Annotated in this window: 12 protein-coding genes; 3 read left to right on the top strand and 9 right to left on the bottom strand. The window is 68.1% G+C overall.

The window, feature by feature from the left end:
* The first annotated feature begins 52 nt into the window (after positions 1-52).
* The gene (locus ACWPXK_RS10435) at positions 53-262 is read left to right on the top strand and encodes a helix-turn-helix domain-containing protein (RefSeq protein WP_454195859.1); all 210 of its coding nucleotides are present in this window, start codon (positions 53-55) and stop codon (positions 260-262) included.
* Positions 263-359: 97 nt separating this feature from the next.
* Positions 360-1,823, top strand: coding sequence for an AAA family ATPase (locus ACWPXK_RS10440; protein WP_454195860.1), 1,464 nt, complete (start codon positions 360-362; stop codon positions 1,821-1,823).
* A gap of 201 nt (positions 1,824-2,024) precedes the next feature.
* Here ACWPXK_RS10440 and ACWPXK_RS10445 read toward each other — a convergent pair whose 3' ends face one another.
* Positions 2,025-2,408, bottom strand: a complete 384-nt coding sequence (locus ACWPXK_RS10445; protein WP_454195861.1) for a hypothetical protein — start codon at positions 2,406-2,408, stop codon at positions 2,025-2,027.
* Positions 2,409-2,494: 86 nt separating this feature from the next.
* A complete protein-coding gene (locus tag ACWPXK_RS10450) occupies positions 2,495-3,064 on the bottom strand; it encodes a TetR/AcrR family transcriptional regulator (RefSeq protein WP_454195862.1) in 570 nt (189 codons plus the stop codon).
* A gap of 97 nt (positions 3,065-3,161) precedes the next feature.
* Here ACWPXK_RS10450 and ACWPXK_RS10455 point away from each other — a divergent pair, with 97 nt between their 5' ends.
* Positions 3,162-3,599, top strand: coding sequence for a DoxX family protein (locus ACWPXK_RS10455; RefSeq protein ID WP_454195863.1), 438 nt, complete (start codon positions 3,162-3,164; stop codon positions 3,597-3,599).
* 170 nt (positions 3,600-3,769) lie between these two features.
* Here ACWPXK_RS10455 and ACWPXK_RS10460 read toward each other — a convergent pair whose 3' ends face one another.
* The 7 genes from ACWPXK_RS10460 to ACWPXK_RS10490 are packed head-to-tail and all read right to left on the bottom strand — an operon-like array spanning position 3,770 to position 17,012.
* Positions 3,770-4,573 carry an SDR family oxidoreductase gene (locus tag ACWPXK_RS10460; protein WP_454195864.1) on the bottom strand — a complete coding sequence of 268 codons (804 nt, stop codon included), beginning with the start codon at positions 4,571-4,573 and terminating at the stop codon, positions 3,770-3,772.
* Positions 4,574-4,584: 11 nt separating this feature from the next.
* Entirely contained in the window at positions 4,585-5,547 is a 963-nt protein-coding gene (locus ACWPXK_RS10465; RefSeq protein ID WP_454195865.1) for a DUF1702 family protein, read from the bottom strand.
* Between the two features lie 15 nt (positions 5,548-5,562).
* Positions 5,563-6,066, bottom strand: a complete 504-nt coding sequence (locus tag ACWPXK_RS10470; protein WP_454195866.1) for a flavin reductase family protein — start codon at positions 6,064-6,066, stop codon at positions 5,563-5,565.
* Positions 6,063-7,232 carry an enediyne biosynthesis protein gene (locus ACWPXK_RS10475; protein WP_454195867.1) on the bottom strand — a complete coding sequence of 390 codons (1,170 nt, stop codon included), beginning with the start codon at positions 7,230-7,232 and terminating at the stop codon, positions 6,063-6,065. The genes ACWPXK_RS10470 and ACWPXK_RS10475 overlap by 4 nt, the downstream gene beginning before the upstream one ends.
* Positions 7,229-9,241, bottom strand: a complete 2,013-nt coding sequence (locus ACWPXK_RS10480; protein WP_454195868.1) for a CRTAC1 family protein — start codon at positions 9,239-9,241, stop codon at positions 7,229-7,231. The genes ACWPXK_RS10475 and ACWPXK_RS10480 overlap by 4 nt, the downstream gene beginning before the upstream one ends.
* A complete protein-coding gene (locus tag ACWPXK_RS10485; RefSeq protein WP_454195869.1) occupies positions 9,238-10,692 on the bottom strand; it encodes an aminotransferase class I/II-fold pyridoxal phosphate-dependent enzyme in 1,455 nt (484 codons plus the stop codon). Before ACWPXK_RS10485 ends, ACWPXK_RS10480 begins: the two co-directional genes overlap by 4 nt.
* On the bottom strand, positions 10,689-17,012 hold the full coding sequence (locus ACWPXK_RS10490; protein ID WP_454195870.1) for a type I polyketide synthase: 6,324 nt from the start codon (positions 17,010-17,012) through the stop codon (positions 10,689-10,691). Before ACWPXK_RS10490 ends, ACWPXK_RS10485 begins: the two co-directional genes overlap by 4 nt.
* Positions 17,013-17,449: the final 437 nt, after the last annotated feature.

Below are 17,449 nucleotides of genomic sequence, written 5' to 3' on the forward strand. Positions count from 1 at the left end.
CATGGTGACCGGCGTCCTGATCGCCTGTTCGGACCTACGCTGGCGATTACGAGTGACCGAGCACAAGCCCGAGGTGACCGATGATGATCTCGCCGGGAAGCGGACTGGTGAGCGTATTCAAATCCTGCGCGAGCGCAAGGGGCTCAGCCGACCGGTCCTCGCGGGGCTGGTCGGCATGTCTGCCTCCTGGTTGAAGGGCATCGAGCGGGGAACGCGGTTGCCACCTCGGCTACCTTTGCTGGTCAAGTTGGCTGAAGCCTGAATGCGCTGTTGCGTTCGGTAGTGCGTCCTACGACCATTCGCTAGTTTGTAGGGGTACAGTTATATAAACTGTAACCCTACAAACTGTGAGGAGGGTCGTGCGGAAACCGACGGACATGTTCGATCGTGACCACGAGTGGTCGGCGCTGACCCGCTTCGTCTCCGACGAGCAGCCGGGCGCGACGCTCGGAGTGGTCTCGGGGAGGCGCCGCCAGGGCAAGACCTTCTTGCTGGAAGCGATCTGCCAGGCGGCGGGAGGGTTCTACTTCGGTGCGACCGAGGCGACCGAAGCCGAATCGCTGCGGCGCATCAGCACTGCCTTGACTGCTCATGTCCGGCCTGCGAGCCCGTTCCATTTCCATGGTTGGGCGGAGGTGATCGACACGCTGCTCAGCCTGGGAGCTGAACGGCCGGTACCTGTGGTCATCGACGAGTTCCCCTATCTTGCGAAGGCGAATCCTGAGCTTCCGTCGGTGATTCAGGAAGCCCTGCGGCCTCTGCGTGAACAGCGAACGAACTCACGGACCCGGTTGCTGCTGTGCGGTTCCGCCCTGTCGTTCATGGGGCGAATCCTGTCCGGTAGCGCACCTTTGCGTGGTCGCGCCGGGCTCGAGTTGCTGGTTCGTCCGCTCGACTATCGTTCGGCGGCCGAGTTCTGGGGAATCACGGATGCCCGTCTGGCGCTGCAGGTCAATTCGATCGTCGGAGGTACCCCTGCGTATCGGCGGGAGTTCGCGCGTGGCGATGCCCCTACCGGCCCCGAGGATTTCGACGATTGGGTTGTTCGAACCGTCATGAATCCGGAGACGCCACTGTTTCGCGAGCCGCGATATCTGTTGGCCGAGGAACCCGAATTACGGGACACCGCATTGTATCTCTCCGTGCTGGGTGCTGTCGCGGACGGCAATACGACGCGCGGCGGCATCGCAAGCTACTTGGAGCGTAAGGCGGCCGATATCGCCCACCCCCTCAATGTTCTCGAAGATGTCGGACTTCTCTACCGTGACGCCGACATCTTCCGCGACAATAGATCCATATATCGCATCTCCGAGCCACTGATTCGGTTCTACCACGCGATCATGCGTCCGGTCTGGGATCAGCTCGAACGTCCTGGAAGTGCGAACCGCGTGTGGCGTGCCAGCGGCCGCAGGTTCGCCAGCAACGTGCTGGGGCCACATTTCGAGCAGATATGCCGAGACTGGGCGCTGCACCACGCCGATCCTGAACTGTTCGCCGAAATCCCGGCCAAAGTCGGCCATGGGGTGGTACACGACGCCAGGACTCGAACAAATCACGAGATCGATGTCGCCGTCATCGGGATATCGGACGGCGGCAAGCCGCCGCTCCTGGCGATCGGTGAGGCGAAGTGGAACGACACGATGGGGCAAGGTCATCTTGATCGTCTCAGGCATATCCGGGATGTCGTGGCGCGAAACGGCCGGTACGACACCAGCCGGACTCGACTATTGTGCTTCAGCGGCGCCGGTTTCAACGGCAATGCCCGAAGGGCGGCGGAGTCGGACGAGGTCACACTGATCGACGTGCCGACGCTGTATGAATGACCTGCCGAACTGGTCTCCGCGGTCCGGTCACGCTACAGGTCTGGTGGTCCTGGACACACTGGGGGACAGCGTTCCGGCCGGCATGAGGAAACGGCTACCAACGGTTCTCGTACCGCAGGGCGGAATCGTGGAGTACCCCTCGGCGGCAGCCGATCGAACTGGTGGCGCAGCTCTGCTGTCGACGGGTTTGGCGAACTCGCTTCAGCCGGAAGGTGATTCGGCGCCACCGGACTGTTCGTCCTCCTCTGGCCAACCGTCTTCGATGATCAGACGGCCGTCCTGGAGCGCGGCGGTGTACTGGTCGGCGATCATTGTGGCCGGGTAGGTGGGCCAATAGGAGACCGCGCCGGTGGGTTTGTCGATGACGCAGACCGAGCCGCCGACTACCACCGGTGCGTTCGGGTCGGCGTGTGGCGGCCCGTCGAACACGGCGATGGCGACGAAGCAGATGTCGAATTCCGTGATCCGGTAGGTGATTCCGCGTGCGGTGTGGTCGTCGCCGGTGAGGTAGCGGTCGGTGATCCGGTGGGCCTCGGGGAGGTCCACGGGCGTGGGCGCCTCGGTCGGGTAGGCGTGGATGTCCATGTGTCGACGGCAGCCGGGATGGGGCCGCCTGCTCCTTCCGGATGTCCAGCTAACACGGTGGTGGCTCGGCGCGACACGGTTTCCGGTCAGTCGAGCCGGACGGTGGACAGCATCGTACGCGCGAGGACTTCGGGATCGGGATCGGTGACCAGCTCCGAATTGTGCAGTGCCCCTTCGCGCCACAGCGACGCGAAGCCGTGCACCAAGGACCATGCGGCGAGCTGCGTCGCCTGCTGGTGCGTTCGGCTGTGCTCCGGCTGGATCGCCGAGACGCCCGAGCGCAGCGCTGTGCCCGAACGTTCCCGTGCCGCTCGCAGTTTCGGCTCATCGGCGTGTAGCAGGCTGTGCCGGTACATCACGTCGAAATGCCCGGGGTGCTCGCGCGCGAAGCGAATGTAGGCCACCGCGACCTCGCGGAAATCCCCGCCGGCCTGTTCGAGTCGTTCGGCCAGCAGCTCGAAGCCCTCGATGGCCAGCGCGGTGAGCAGGCCCGCTCGATCGCCGAAATGATGTGCGGGCGCGGCATGCGAGACGCCCGCGTGCCGCGCCAAGTTGCGCAGGGAGAGGGCGTCGACGCCGTCGGCGGCGATGCGTTCCGCGGCCGCGGTCAGCAATGCCGCGCGCAGATCGCCGTGGTGGTAGCTGTCCTTCGCCATACCTTGATGGTGGCCGATTATCTAGACATTGACAAGTTTGTGCGCGCAGTCGTATCTTGTCACTGTCAAGATTTGGTTCCGATCCACAGGAGTCCCGATGGCACCGCTGGTTGTCCTCGCCGTCGTCACCGCAACCACCCGGCTCATCGGCTGGCTGCTCGGCCCCGCCTGGCTCGATTCGTGGGCGCACGCGACTGCGCTCGGGCTGGCCGCGATGTTCGTCCTCACGGCGAGCGCGCATTTCCTCCAGCCACGTCGCGACGCACTGATTGCCATGGTGCCGCCGCGACTGCCGAATCCGCCCGCACTGGTGACGCTGACCGGCGTGCTCGAAGCGGTGGGCGCGGTCGGCCTGCTCATCCCCGCGACCGCCGACCTGGCGGCGGCATGCCTGATCGCGCTGCTGGTGGTGATGTTCCCGGCGAACGTCCGCGCCGCCCGTGCCGACCTGGGCATCAAGACCATGCCGCTGCCGCTGCGGACGCTGGTCCAAGTTGTCTTCATCGGGGCCTGCGTGATCGTCTTGATCGGCTGAACACGACGAAGGCCCGCCCGCGCATCGAAATCCTATGCGCGGGCGGGCCTTTCGCCGCCAGCGTGATTACCTACCGTGCCTCCACGGCTGACCGAGGCCCCGGAACAGCACAACACCACTGGGACCTGCCCGGCCGGGCTTCGGCTAGGGACGCCGACCGGGGCGAACGCTCACTCCGAGCCGAGCGCCTTCGCGATGGTGCGGCGCAGGAACGGCCGCGCCAGATCCTCGGGCAGATTCGCCCAGGTCAGGAAGAACCGGGTCAGCGGGTCGAGGGCGATGTGATGCCTGCCCCGTTCCATGCCGCGCACGGCGGCCTCGGCGACCCGCTCGGCCGGCATCGGCTCGATCGATCCGGTGACGGCCTTGGTCTCCACCGGCTTGCGCAGGTTCTCCTTGGCCAACCCGGGCGTATCGGTGTCGGCGGGGTAGACCACCGTGACGTCCACGCCCTTCGGCTCGACCTCGTAGCGCAGACAGAGCGCCAACTGCCGGATGCTCGCCTTGGTCGGACCGTAGCCGCTGTAGCCCGGAATGCCGAGGAACGCCGACGTCGAGCTGACCAGAAGGATCTTCCCCCGCGACCGTTCGACCATGCCGGGCAGTACCTGACGCACCGCCTGCACGGCGCCGAGATAGTTCGCCGACATCTGCACCTCGAACTCGCCGGCGTCCACCTCGAGAAACCGGCCGGGCAGCGTGAGTCCAGCGCAGCAGGCGATGACCTCACACGGCCCGTTCCGCCGCTCCAATTCCGAGATGGCGGAGGCGAGTTGGTCCGGACGCGTCACGTCGGCGGTGGCCCAGTCCGCGCCGAGATCCTTCGCGGTGTCGCGCAGCGGCTGTTTCCGGCGCGCGATGACGGAGACTCGCGCGCCACGCCGCGCCAAGGCACCCGCCACCGCGGCGCCGATCCCTTCCGATCCGCCCGTGACGATGACGTGCTTGCCGACCCAGTCGCTGCCTCGTGCCATCGCGGCGATCCTCAGGCCCGGCTCGCGGTGACGATCTCGGCGATCCGGTCCCGCCACAGCAGATAGGTGCCGGACGTGCCGTCGTCGGGCAGGCCCTCGAGCGCACTCTCGATCAGCGCATCGGTTTTCGCGACGGTGGTACCGCAGAACACTTGCGCGGCCGCCTCGCTGTGCTCGTTGACGCTGTCGGTCTGCTGCCGGATCCGCGCCACCATCGCCGAACCCAAGGAGAGCTGCGGACGGAATTCACCGGCCTGGTCCCAGAGTTCTTCCATAGCGTCGAGTGTGACACCCCCTGCGAAGGTGACCGCGATGCCGACGCCGCTCCACAGATCGGCGTGCCGCTTGGGGTCGAACTCGCTGATCATCCGCACCACACCGGCCGGGCTGCCGCCGCCGATGAACCACAGCGCACGGCCGGTGCCCTGAGTCATGATGCGCTTCAGATTGTCTCGGTCACCGAGCCAGCCGGGGAAGCGGTTCTCGACGTGCTTGTCGCGCACGTAACGCTGCATCTGGAAGAACGCCTTGAAGAAGCCGTAGCCGTCGATGGCGAGCCAGCGGAACAGCGGGTGCTCCGGAAAGACCTTGTTCCACCGGAACTTCGGGATCTTCGACATCGCCAGGCCGACCCCGACGTACATGGTCAGGGCGTACTGACTGGCCGGGCCGCTGATCAGTTCCGCGGCGCGGCGGCCGGGGGACAGCGAGTCGATCGCGGTAAGGCCGACCGCGGCGCCCTCGTAGGCGAACCCGCGGTACTTCGGCGGCACCGCGAGCAGAGCGGCGATCAGCTCGTCATTGTTCGAGCTGCGCACCGCGGAGTCGATGCCGCTGACCAAATGCATGGTCACCTGCTCGAGCTCGAGCGCGGTCTGCTGGTCGGGCTGCTCGAATCCGCTCATCACTCGGCGGACGCTGGCCGGGCTTGGGACGAACAGGGCCGCGCGCAGCGGACCCAACGGCGAGGACATGGGGTTCTCCAATCGTCAAGGGATTCGAGGGATGAAAGGACGGAAGCCGCCGTCGAAGAACGTCAGCGCTCCCGAGGCGGCCAGTTCGGCGTCGCGTTCGGCGTGTACGACCTCGCCGATGACGATGCTGTGGTCGCCGCTGTCGAAGACGGCGTCGAGCTTGCACTCCAGGCCCGCCGCCGCGTTCGCCAGCATCGGCGCGGCGGTGTGCGGTCCGGGAAACCACTCGACCTGGTCGAATTGCGCGCTGCCGTCGGGCCGCGCCGAGTCGGCGAAATACCGTGCCACCGGCTCCTGTCCTGCCGAGAGCACCGAAACGGCGAACGCGCCCGCCTCGTGGATCGCCCGGTGCAGGCGCGCCGTGTGGGCGACGCACACCAGGACCAGCGGGGGATCCAGCGAGACGGACGTGAACGCGTTGGCGGTCATCCCGTGTGGCCGTGGCCACCCGGTGGTGACCACGGTGACACCGGTGGTGAAAGCGCCGAGCACGCGGCGCAGCTCGGCGCTGTCGGTCATGGGCGGGCCGCCTCCGTCGCCAACTCGGCGGGCTCGTCCTCATCCGGGGCGACCGGCCCGGTCGGCTCCGGTGCCCTCGGCGTCTCCGAGCGCTGCTGCCACCATTCGACGCCACTGCGCACCCACCAGTAGATGCCACGGGCCGAACACACGATGACCAGCGCGAAGAACAACCCGTAGGAGATGTGCAGCGCGGTGACCACGCCGTACAGGATGCCGACCGACGCGCCGAACATGATCTGCTGCTTCTTGCCCGATGGCGTGGTGCCGGGGTCGGTGACCATGTAGTTGCTGAACAGCACGAACGCCAGGCCGGTCATCATGCTCAGACCGGCCAGGATCGAGATGTTCGGTTCGAAGATCCCGCGCACGATGGCCTGCAACGCGAACGCGGTCACCCACGCGAAGATCAGCGGCATCTTCTTGGTCAGCTTGGCGTTCAGCATGGTGCCGGTGGTCAGCAGCAGGAGCACGATGATCGCGTCCGGTGGCCCGGAGATGTACTCGGTGAAGTGGTACGGCGGCGCCACCGAGATCATCGGGAACACCAGGAAGGCGACCACGATCCCGAAGTTCGACGGGTTCATGAAGTGCCGCCACTTGCCGTTGATCTTGGCGCGCAGCACCCACTTCGTACCCACCGCGACCACGACGCCGAAGATCACCGGCCACAGCTTGTCGTGCGCGAACACCAGGAAGTTGAACGCCAGACCGGTGATGTGCGCGGGCAGCAGGAACTCGAACAGCCCGCGCGGGCCGCGGCCCATGAAGGCGGGCGGCCGCTTGTACGCCCAGGCGGCGAGGACTTCCAAGCCGATTTCGGTGGAGTACGCGGTGGCCAGCGCGATGAACGGCCACAGGAACGGCTGCTCGAAACCGAGCAGCGGGAACCCGATCACATTGAAGACCGTGATCGAGATGGCGAAGTTGCGCAGCGCCAGGTAACGCGGATCTTTCGTGGGCGCTGGCGCTTCCACCCACTCCTTGGCGAACTCGGTTCCCGACTTCTGCAGGGCCGAGATGCGTTCCGCGGTGGTGGCCGTGCCCTTGCCGCCGGGGCCGCCGTTGGCCGCGCTGCCGTTGCCGTCCGGACTGCCAGTGGTTTCGGGATGGCCGTTCGACGCGGCCACCGCGTCGTCCGGATCCTTCTTGTCGTTGTCGCTCATCGCTGCTTGACCTCCTGCGCGTCCGAGGCGAGGTTCACGGTGTGCCAGCCCGGCGCGAGCTGGAGGGTTTGTTCGTGCGGCGTGCCGTTGTTCGCACGCCACCGGATCAGGACGTTCAGCGGTGCGGCCGGATCGACATCGCCGAGGCCGAGATGTACTTCGGTTGCGCGCTTTCCGGTGTGCCCGCTGCCGCCGTCGACGTAGCTGGTGATCAGCCGGCCGTCCGGCGTGCGCACCTCCACTTGGGCGTCCACCGCGGGAACACCCTGGACCGGGAGCCCGGCCGCGGTGGTCGTGGTGGTCGTGCCCTCCCAGGTCGGCTTGACCAGCTTCAGGCCGAGGAACTGGCCGTTGTTCGCCTTGTTGTTGTGATAGAAGGTCGGATCGCCCCACTGGCGGGCGACGGCGAAGCTGAGCGCGCCGTTGCCGGAGGTATCGCCGACGGCGATGCCGCGCGAGGGGACCGGGGTGTCCATCCCGAGTGCGTGGGTGAGGTTGGCGAACTTGCCGTCGTCACCGCGGCTGAAGAAGCCCATCGGATCGCTGCCGGCCAGATCGGCGTCCGCACCGACGACCGGCCAGGCCCACGGGTACTTGACCAGTTCGTCGTTCATGGTGCCGAGTTCCTGGATCTGCGGCCACCGGTTGGTGTCGCCCTTGATCATGCCGGTGGCCTGGACCAGCTCGTTGCGGCCGTCGTTGTCGAAGTCGCCGGTCTTGGCGTCCCAGCCCCAGGTCTCCCAGGCCAGGCCGACATCGGTCCCGCGGTTCTCGAACGGCGCGACGCCCTCGGCCAGCTGACGGGCGGCGTCCGCGGTGTCCTTGGCCGTGTTGTACCAGGCGAAGTGGCCTTCCATCAGCGCGAACCGCACCGCGATGTTGCTGACGAACAGGTCCGGCATGCCGTCGCCGTTCAGATCGCCGAATTCCGCGGCCATGCCCTTGTCCGAATCATGGCCCATCACATATGACTTCGGGTCGGTGAGGCCGCGCTCGCCTTCGGCGAGATGGAAGCGGATGTCACCCGGCGTGGACTGGTTCACGAACAGGCGGTCACGGCCGAAGTCGTTGGCCACGTACAGCTCCGGGAGCTGGTCGCCGTTGAGGTCCCTGGACGCGGCGGCCAGCGCCCATCCGGTGTCCGTGCCGATCGGGAACGGATTGGCCGCCTCGCGGAAGTCGGCGGTCGGCTCGTCGCCCGACTTGGCGGAGGCCAGCGTGAAGATACGGGCCTTGCCGCCGTTGCGCGCGTTGGACAGCGAGTCGCTCATCCGCAGCGCGAGCTTGGCGTCGTCGGTCAGCACGTCCATGTCGGGGAAGTAGTTGCCCAGGAAGATGTCCGGCTTGCCGTTACCGTCGAAGTCGGCGACCGAGACCACCGCGGTGATCCAGCGCTGGCCGTGATAGCTGCCCGGCGGGGACTCGGGCGATGGGACCAGGTCCACCGGACGGAAAGCTTTGCTGTCCAAGCGGTTGGCGTTCGAGCGCTGGAGATAGAGGATCGGCGTGCGGCCGTAGAACTGAACGAGCGCGTCCATCCGGCCGTCACCGTTGAAGTCGCCGGGTGTGCAGCCCGACGGCACACTGGACTCGTCGATCGGCAGCGGCTTGGGATCCAGCACGAACGGCTCGTAGCGGCTGGTGTTGCTGTCCGGCGTCGGGCTCAGGAAGACGGTGTCCGAGCGGGGATCGACGACGCACAGGTCGTCGGCCAGCCGGTTGCCGTCGAAGTCGTTCATCGCGATGGCCGCGCCGATCGATGAGATCCAGGCCGCCAGGTGGTCGTAGGCCGGACGCACATGGCGGATCTTGCGATCGGTCGGCAGTCCCTTGGGCAGGGCGATCGGCATCGGGGTGAAGTCGAACTTGCTCGCGATAGGCCCGCCCGCGTCGTCGTGGATGGGCAGCAGCGCCGAGCGGGCGGGAATGAACAGCGAGCCCATCAGCAGCAGGGCTACCGCGGGTACCACGGCTTTTCGGAGGAGGGATGGGTTGATGGGAATTTTCACGAGCGCTGTTCCTCCTCATGAGCGAGAGTGAATTGCTTTCCCGCGGTATCCGCGAGACCGTCGAGCACCTCGCGCAGCGTGGCCAGCGCCTGGTCCATTTGCTGCTCGGTGTGCCTGCAGTTGATGAAGAACCGCAGCCTGGCCTCCCCGGCCGGGACGACCGGGTGGGTGATGGCGTTGACGCTGAAATCGCGCTGCAACATCGCCAGCGCGGCCAGCACGGCGGGTTCGTCGGCGCCGGTCATGACCGGGATGATCGGCGAATCCTCGGACGTGCCGATGTCGAAGCCGAACTCCCTGGCGCGGCGGTGGAAGTATTCGCTGTTTCGCCGCAGCTGCGTCACGCGCTCCGGCTCGTCGCGCAGCACCTCCAGCCCGGCCAGCGCGGCGCCGATGGCCGAGGGGGCGGGTGCGGCGGTGTACATGCTCAATCCGCCTGCGACGTATTTGAATCCGTCGACCAGTTCGCGGTTGCCCGCGAGATAGCCGCCGACGCTGCCGAGCGCCTTGGACAGCGTGCCCATCCAGACGTCCACGGCGTCGCCGGGCAGGTCGAACAGTTCGCGCACACCGTGGCCGGTAGCGCCGAGGGTGCCGAACGAATGCGCCTCGTCGATCATGATCGAGCAGTCGTAGCGCCGGGCGACCTCGATGATCTCGGGGAGCCGCACCACGTCGCCGTCCATGCTGTAGAGCCCCTCGATGATCACCATGGCCCGGTCGAAACTGCGCCGGGACATCTTCAGGATGGCCTCCAGCGACTCGGGATCGTTGTGCCGGAACGAAACCCTTTTGCAGCGTGACCATTCGGTGCCGGAGACGACGCTGTGGTGGATCAGTGCGTCGCAGACGGCGAGATCGCGCTTGCCGAGTAGGAATCCGACCGCGGCGGCATTGGTCAGGTAACCGCTCGCGGTCACCAGCGCGGCCTCGGTGTCGTAGATGCGGGCGAGCTCGGCTTCCAGCTCCCGGTAGATCGGCAGCTCGCCCGCCACGATGCGGACCGCGGCGGCGGAGGTGCCGTACTGGTCGATCGCGTCCTTGGCCGCCTGCCGCACCCGCGGGTCGGCGGCCAAGTCCAGGTAGCCGAAGCTGCTGAAGTTCACCACATCCCGGTCGGCCATCCGGGTCACCGCACCGCTGATGCCCTCGTGCGGCAGGTAGTACGGGTTCACCAGACCGATCTGCTGGACCCAGGTGTCGAACCGGCCGAACCGCTGCGCGGCGTCGAGCACGCCGGGGTGGTCGCGGAAGGACGTGTGCGCGGCCCCGCGCCGCGCGCCGTTGCCGTTGGCCGCGGTCGACGTGGCCGTCGCGGATCCGTTCGTGGCCTTGGCGGAGCCGTTGCCGGCTTGCGCCACCTTCGTGGTCGCCGGGGCGGCGGTCGTTTCGCCGCCCGCGTGCCTGGCCAGCAGCGCGCGGGCCAGGTCACGGGAGTTGTTGGCGGTCAATTCGTCCTCGCTCTCGCCGCACGCTCTTCTTCTTGGGCAATCTGCTCGGCAATTCGCGCGCCGAGCCCCCGCAACGTCAGTCCGATCACCGCCAGCACCGACAGCTGGGTCCCGAGCACCTGCACGACGCGTGCGGCGAACTCCATACCCATCAGTGAGTCCATGCCGAGTTCCGGCAGCGGAGTGTTCAGATCCACGGTCTCGGGGTCGACGCCGAGCACCGCGGCGAGCTGTTCGGCGAGCAGGTAGGCGACCACTTCGCCGCGCTGCTCGACACCCAGCTGCAGGATTTCCGCCCGCAGCGCGTCGGCCCCGGATGCTCCTCCGCCCGCGGCCGCCACCTGCTCGGCGAAGCGCGGCGTGCGTGCGGACGCCTGGTGCGCCAGTGCCCACTGGCTCCAATCCACGTCGAACACCACGGCCTGGGAAAGGTCCAGCCGCAGGCATTCACCGAGCAGGTCGGTGGCCAGGTCCATGTCCACCGAGCGGTAACCGGTCCGCTCCGCGTACCGGGTGACCGCCTCGTAGTCCGCCATCCCGCCGCCACCGCTCATGAAGCCCCAGTTCACCGCCAGTGCGGCGGCGCCGCGGGCGCGCCGCGCGGCAGCGATCATGTCGAGCACGGAATTCGCTGCCGCGTAACCGAATTGCGGCAGGATGCCGATGACGCTGCTCGCCGAGGAGAACAGCACGAACATGTCGAGGTCGATGTCCGCGGCGGTGATCGCGGTGTCCAGATTCAGCGCACCGGCCACCTTCGGCCCGAAGATCTCCGCCAGCGACTCGGCGGTGATCTGCGGGACCTCGCGGTTGTTCACCACACCCGCGGCGTGGAACACCCCGCGCAGCGGGTGACCGCTGCGCTGGATGCGCTCGATCAGCGCGGCGACGGCGTCGTAGTCGGCCATGTCGAGGCGTTCCTCGACGACCTGCACTCCGGCGGCGGCGAATTCGGCCACCGCGGCACGGGCCGCGTCCCCGGTAGCGCCGCTGCGCCCCGCCAGGACGAGGCGACGGGCGCCGACGCGGACCAGCCAGCGCGCGGTAGCCAGACCGAACGCGCCGAACCCTCCGGTCACCAGGTAGTTGCCTTCGGGATCGATGGGCAGGCCGGGCCGCTTGGGCAGCACCACCGGATTCGGCTCGCGCAGATCGAGGACCACCCGGCCGGTGTGCTTGGACCGCACCACGGTTTCGAATGCCTCGGCGGTCGCGTCGAGCGGAAACGCGGTGTAGGGCAGGTATTCGTAGATGCCCTGGACGCACGCTTCCGTCACCCGGCGAATCCCGTTGCGGACGATTTCCGGCCGCACAGCCAGGATGCGGTCCATGTCCACGGCGAAGAACGACAGGTTGCGGTCGAACGGGCGCAGGTCGATGGTCCCGCCGCCGTAGATGTCGGCCTTGCCGATCTCGATGATCCGCCCGAACTCGGCGGCCACGCGCAAGTTCTGCTGGAGGATCTCGCCGGGGGCCGAGCTGTAGACCACGTCGACGCCGCGCCCGCCGGTCAGGGCGAGCACATCGTCGACGAAGCTGATCGAGCGCGAATTGATCACCTCGTGCGCACCGAGCGCCGTGGCCATCGCGCGCCGCTCGTCCGAGCTCGCCGTCGCGATCACCCGCGCGCCGCGGTTCACCGCGACCTGGACCGCCGCCATGCCCATGCCGCCCGCTGCGCCGTGCACCAGCACCGTTTCGCCTGGTTGCAGGTGCGCGAGGTCGTCGAAGGCGTACTCGGCGGTGAGAGCGGGCAGCGCCGAACTCGAGTGGCAGGGGTCGATCTCCGCGTCCACGAAGTCCAGCGGCATCGTGGCGCCGTCGTCGGGCCGGATCGTGAGGTAGCGGCGGACCATGTCCCTGGTGCACACCGACATCCGGTCGCCCACCGCGACTTCGGTAACGCCGGGGCCGACCCGCTCGACGACGCCGTAACCGTCCATGCCCAATGTGGTGCCGAAATACGTTCCGGCCAGCTCTTTCTCGGTGAGCACGCCGAGCACCTTCAGCGCGTCCTTGTAGTTGAGGCCGACCGTTTCCACCCGGATCTCGATCTCGCCGGGCCCTGGCGCGACCCGGTCCGCGGCGCGCCAGGCAAGATCCGTCAGCATCCGCGAACGCGGAATCTCCAGGCGGAACGAGGATTCCGGATCCGCCAGCGGCGCGGGCTCGTCCCAGCTCGCCAGCCGCTCGCGCAGGGACCGGCGTAGGTGCAGAGCCCAGCACGCGCCCGCGCGCAGCGCGACTTCGTCGGCCGACCCGTCGCCGAGCACCTGATCGACGATGTCGGCGGCGCGGGTGGTGGGTTCGGTGTCCACCAGCCGCCACTGCACCGCGGGCTGTTCGTTGCGCAACGTGCGTCGCGCGCCGGTCAGCGCCGCCTGCGCGGGCTGCGCGAAGTCGTCGGTCGGCAGGCAGAAGGCACGCTCGGTGACGACCACCGCGCGCACCTCGGCATCCGGGGCTTCGCGCTCCTCCTCGCCCATCACCAGTTCGCCGACCGCCTTGGCGACCAGTGCGAGCCCGTAGGCGTTGGGCACGGCGTCCAGTTCGGCGCCGGACACCACGACGAGGCGTGTGCGCGCCACGTCGGATTCCTGCTGAGCGGCGCGCAAAGCCGCGAGCACATGGTCGGCGGCGCCGGTTTCCTCCGGCACCAGGGTGAGGATCTCGGACGCGGTGCGGGCGCCGGCGATTTCCTTCGCCCGCTGCGACACGGTGCTGCCCAGGCTGACCACGAGCAGGAACTCCTCGCCGTCCGCGGGCTCGTCGGTGGCCGGGGCGTCTTCGACGATGGACCACACCGGCTCGTAGAACAGCGCGTCGAGCTGGTCGTGCAGATCCGGCTCGGCCGCAAGGGTCGCGAATCGGACGCCCGAAAGCACCAGCGCGACAGCGCCTTCCGGCGAAGCCACGGTGATGTCGGCGTGCAGCGGATCGCCGTCGACCCGGCGGACCAGGACCACGGCCTGCTCGGGCAGCGGCGCGGTCCAGCGGACCCCGGCGACCGAGGACGGCACCACGACGCTCGGACCCTGTGCGGTCTGGGCGTAGAGGGCGGCGAAGCACTGCAGCGCGGCGTCGACCGCCGCGGGATGAGCCAGGTGCGGCAGGCTCGGCGCGCTGTCGGCCAACGGTGTGAGATCGAGCCGGGCCAGCACGGAGTCCGTGCCGACCTGGGCCGCGGTGATCAGCCGGAAGCTCGGGCCATAAGCCAGCCCGTGCGCGGCGAGCCCGTCGTAGAGCGTCTCCGCCGCCACGTCCACCGCGCCCACCGGCGCGGTGAGGTCGATCGTGCGCGCGTCGACGTCCGCCTCGATCAGCCTGCCGTGCGCGTTGACCGTCCAGGTGGTGCCGGTGGCGGCGCGCGAGCGCAGGGTGAACCGGCGGGTGGTCTCCTCGACCGTGAGGCGCAGCACCGGCACGTCGTGCTGGCCGATGACCAGCGGCGCGACGAACTGAACCGACTCCAGCCCGAACGTCGTGCGGCCGGTGCGCACCGCGACGGCGCTGAGCGCGGCGTCCAGGTAGGCCGCGCCCGGTAGCACGACCGACCCGTCCACCACGTGATCGGGCAGCCACGGCAGGGCGGCCACGGACAGCTCGACCTGCCACTCCGGCGCGGACGCCGCGGTGCGCTGGCCCAGCATGACGTACCCGTCGGTCGCCCCGACGCGATCGGCTTCGGTCGCGGGGTCCTCGGTCCACAGGGTGCGGCGCTGCCACGGGTAGCGCGGCAGATCCAGGTGCGGGGCAGGGGTTTCCGGCGCGCCGGGCACGGACGTGGTGTCCATCCCGCCCGCCTGGTACAGCTGGCCCACCGCGCGCAGCAAGTTGTCGCGGTCGTCGGCGTCGCGGGAAAGCGTGCTGATCGCCGCGCCGTCGAGGCTGCGGCGCACGAATGCCTCCCGGATGTTGCCGCTGAGCACCGGGTGCGGCCCCACTTCCAGGAAGACCCGGTGACCCGCGTCGAGCAGACTGTCCACAGCCGCGCCGAACAGCACCGGCTCGCGCACGTTGCGGCACCAGTAGGCGGCGTCCCAGTCCGGACCGGAGAGTTCGCCGCCGGTGACGGTGGACCAGATCGGCACCCGCGCGGACTGCGGCGCGAGATCGCCCAGCACCGTGGTGAGATCACCGAGAATCGGGTCCATCAAATGGCTGTGGTAAGGCACTTCGACGCGCAGCGCCTTGGCGAAGATGCCCTCGTCGGTGAGTTCGGCCCGGATCCGGTCCAATTCGGCCGGATCGCCGGACAGCGTGGCCGCGGAATGGCTGTTGACCGCCGCGACGCAGACGCCGTCGATACCCGAGAGACGCTCGCGCAGTTGCTCTTCCGACAGCCCGACGGCAAGCATGCCGCCGGTGCCCGCGGTGGTGGCCTGCAACCTGGCGCGGTGGTAACTCACCAGCAGCGCGTCGCGCAGCGACAGCGCACCCGAGACATACGCCGCCGCCACCTCGCCGACGCTGTGGCCGACCACCGCGGCGGGGCGGATGCCGAGTTCGGCCAGTTCCTCGGTGAGCGCGGCCTGCACCAGGAAGTTCGCCGGCTGGGCGTAGGCGGTCTCGGTGATCCGCGACTGTTCTTCCGGCCGCAGGAGTTCCTCGACGATCGACCATCCCGCGATCTCACGGAAGGTCTCGTCGATCGAGCGCGCCGCGGCGGCGAAATGACCGCCGGCCTCGAGCAGGCCGCGAGCCATGCCCCACCACTGCGGGCCCATTCCGCTGAACACGAACACCGGCTCGGTGGAGCCGTTGGTGAGTGCGCGGGCGGGCGACTTGCCCGCGCCCGTGGCGAAATCGGCCAGCTGGGCCCGCAGGTCGTCGCGGTCGCGGTAGGCGAACGCGGCGCGAATCGGATGGTGCGCGCGCTGGGTCCATGCCGCCTCGGTCACCGCGCCGACGGGTGCGGCCTCGGTCAGCTCGTGCAGCTGGGTGGCCATGGTGCGCAGCGCGGTCTCATTGCGCGCCGACAGTGGCAGCACCGTGATCGATGTCCGCTCGGCATCCTGCCTTGGCGCTTCGGGCGCGCGGGTGAGGACGGCGTGCGCGTTGGTTCCGCCGTAGCCGAAGCTGTTGACCGCCACCGCGGCCTGCCCGTCGGAGTTGAGCAGCGGCTCGGCTTCCAGCGGAATCCGTACCCGCAGCTCGTCGAACCGGATCTCCGGGTTCGGGTTGTCCAGCCGTAGCTGCGGCGCGATGACGCCGTGGTGCAAGGTCAGCGCCGCCTTGATGACGCCCGCGACGCCCGCGGCGGCTTCGGTGTGCCCGATGTTGTTCTTCACCGAACCGACCGGCAGCGGCTCGTCGCGGCCCTCGACCGCGCCGTACACCGCACCCAGCGCGGCCAATTCGAGCGGGTCGCCGACCGGCGTCCCGGTACCGTGCGCTTCCACATAGCGGATGTCGTGCGCGTCGATGCCCGCCAGCCGGTGCACCCGCCGGGCCAGGGTCGCCTGCGCGTCCGGGTTGGGCACCGGGATGGCCAGCGTGCGGCCGTCCTGGTTGACGCCGCTGCCGCGCACCACCGCGTAGATCCGGTCGCGGTCGCGGACGGCCGCCTCCAGCGACTTCAGCACGACCGCGCCCGCGCCCTCGCCGCGGCCGTACCCGTCGGCCGCGGCGTCGAAGGACTTACACCGGCCGTCGACGGAGAGGAAGCGTCCCTTGCACATCGAGATGAACGCCTCCGGCCGCAACATCGCGTTGGCGCCGCCGACGATCGCCGTCTCGCATTCCCCCGACTCCAGCGCGAGCACCGCCTGGTGCAATGCGACCAGTGACGAAGAGCAGGCGGTATCGATGGTCATGGTGGGCCCGAGCAGGTCCAGCAGAAACGCGATGCGTGCCGACAGCAGGGTGTGCGACGAGCTGGTCGGACTGTGGCTGTTGATCGAGGCGCGGGACACCGCTCCGCTGCGCACCAGCGCGTTGTCGTTCATGAAGCCGCCGACGAACACCCCGACCTCGCGACCGCTCACTCGGCCCGCCATCCCGGCGTCGTCGAGCGCCTCCCAGGCGACCTCGAGCAACAGCCGCTGCTGCGGGTCCATGATCGAGGCCTCGCGTTGGGAGATACCGAAGAACTCGGCATCGAACTCCCACAGCGGCTGGGTCAGGAATCCGCCGTGTCTGGTGTACATCCGGCCGGGCGCGTCCGGGTCCGGGTCATAGAACTTCGCGAGGTTCCAGCGGTCCGGCGGCACTTCCACGATGCCGTCGCCCTTGCGTACGACGAAGTCCCAGAAAGACGCCGGGTCATCGATGCCGCCCGGAAAACGGCAGCCGATACCGACAATTGCTACATTGGACATGCAAAATCCCCTGATGCTCAGGTATTCGAAAAACGCCCGCGGTTTCAGATACGGCGCCATCGAATCAGCGTGGAGACAACCGGAATGAGACGCCGGCAAACATGTTCCGTCGCAGGCGCCGTCCGGAGGTGAAGTAGTTCCGTGGTCGGAGGTCAGTGTCCACCCATGGTAGGAGCGTCGATTAGCGGAGGTCAATACGTAATCGTGCGGTACACGGGCGAAAACCCTTGCGTCATTTGCTGATACCAAATCGAGCATCACCGCAGGTAAGAGCTGGTATGACAGCATTATTCCCCTGTTATTACATGGTTATCGGGTGCCGAATCCCGCAGAATTACAGCGTTATTCACTCCTGCCGCGATCCGGTTGCCGACATGTCCATGCCAACGTGACAACTGATTTCGTGAGCACATGGGTAACTCGCCGGGAACCCCAGA

This window comes from Nocardia sp. Marseille-Q1738, from assembly GCF_965283145.1.

Coding starts and splice junctions, on each gene's coding strand:
- ACWPXK_RS10455 (WP_454195863.1), top strand. CDS start 3,162: ATGGCACCGCTGGTTGTCCTCGCCGTCGTCACCGCAACCACCCGGCTC.
- ACWPXK_RS10460 (WP_454195864.1), bottom strand. CDS start 4,573: ATGGCACGAGGCAGCGACTGGGTCGGCAAGCACGTCATCGTCACGGGC.
- ACWPXK_RS10475 (WP_454195867.1), bottom strand. CDS start 7,232: ATGAGCGACAACGACAAGAAGGATCCGGACGACGCGGTGGCCGCGTCG.
- ACWPXK_RS10470 (WP_454195866.1), bottom strand. CDS start 6,066: ATGACCGACAGCGCCGAGCTGCGCCGCGTGCTCGGCGCTTTCACCACC.
- ACWPXK_RS10445 (WP_454195861.1), bottom strand. CDS start 2,408: ATGGACATCCACGCCTACCCGACCGAGGCGCCCACGCCCGTGGACCTC.
- ACWPXK_RS10465 (WP_454195865.1), bottom strand. CDS start 5,547: ATGTCCTCGCCGTTGGGTCCGCTGCGCGCGGCCCTGTTCGTCCCAAGC.
- ACWPXK_RS10450 (WP_454195862.1), bottom strand. CDS start 3,064: ATGGCGAAGGACAGCTACCACCACGGCGATCTGCGCGCGGCATTGCTG.
- ACWPXK_RS10490 (WP_454195870.1), bottom strand. CDS start 17,012: ATGTCCAATGTAGCAATTGTCGGTATCGGCTGCCGTTTTCCGGGCGGC.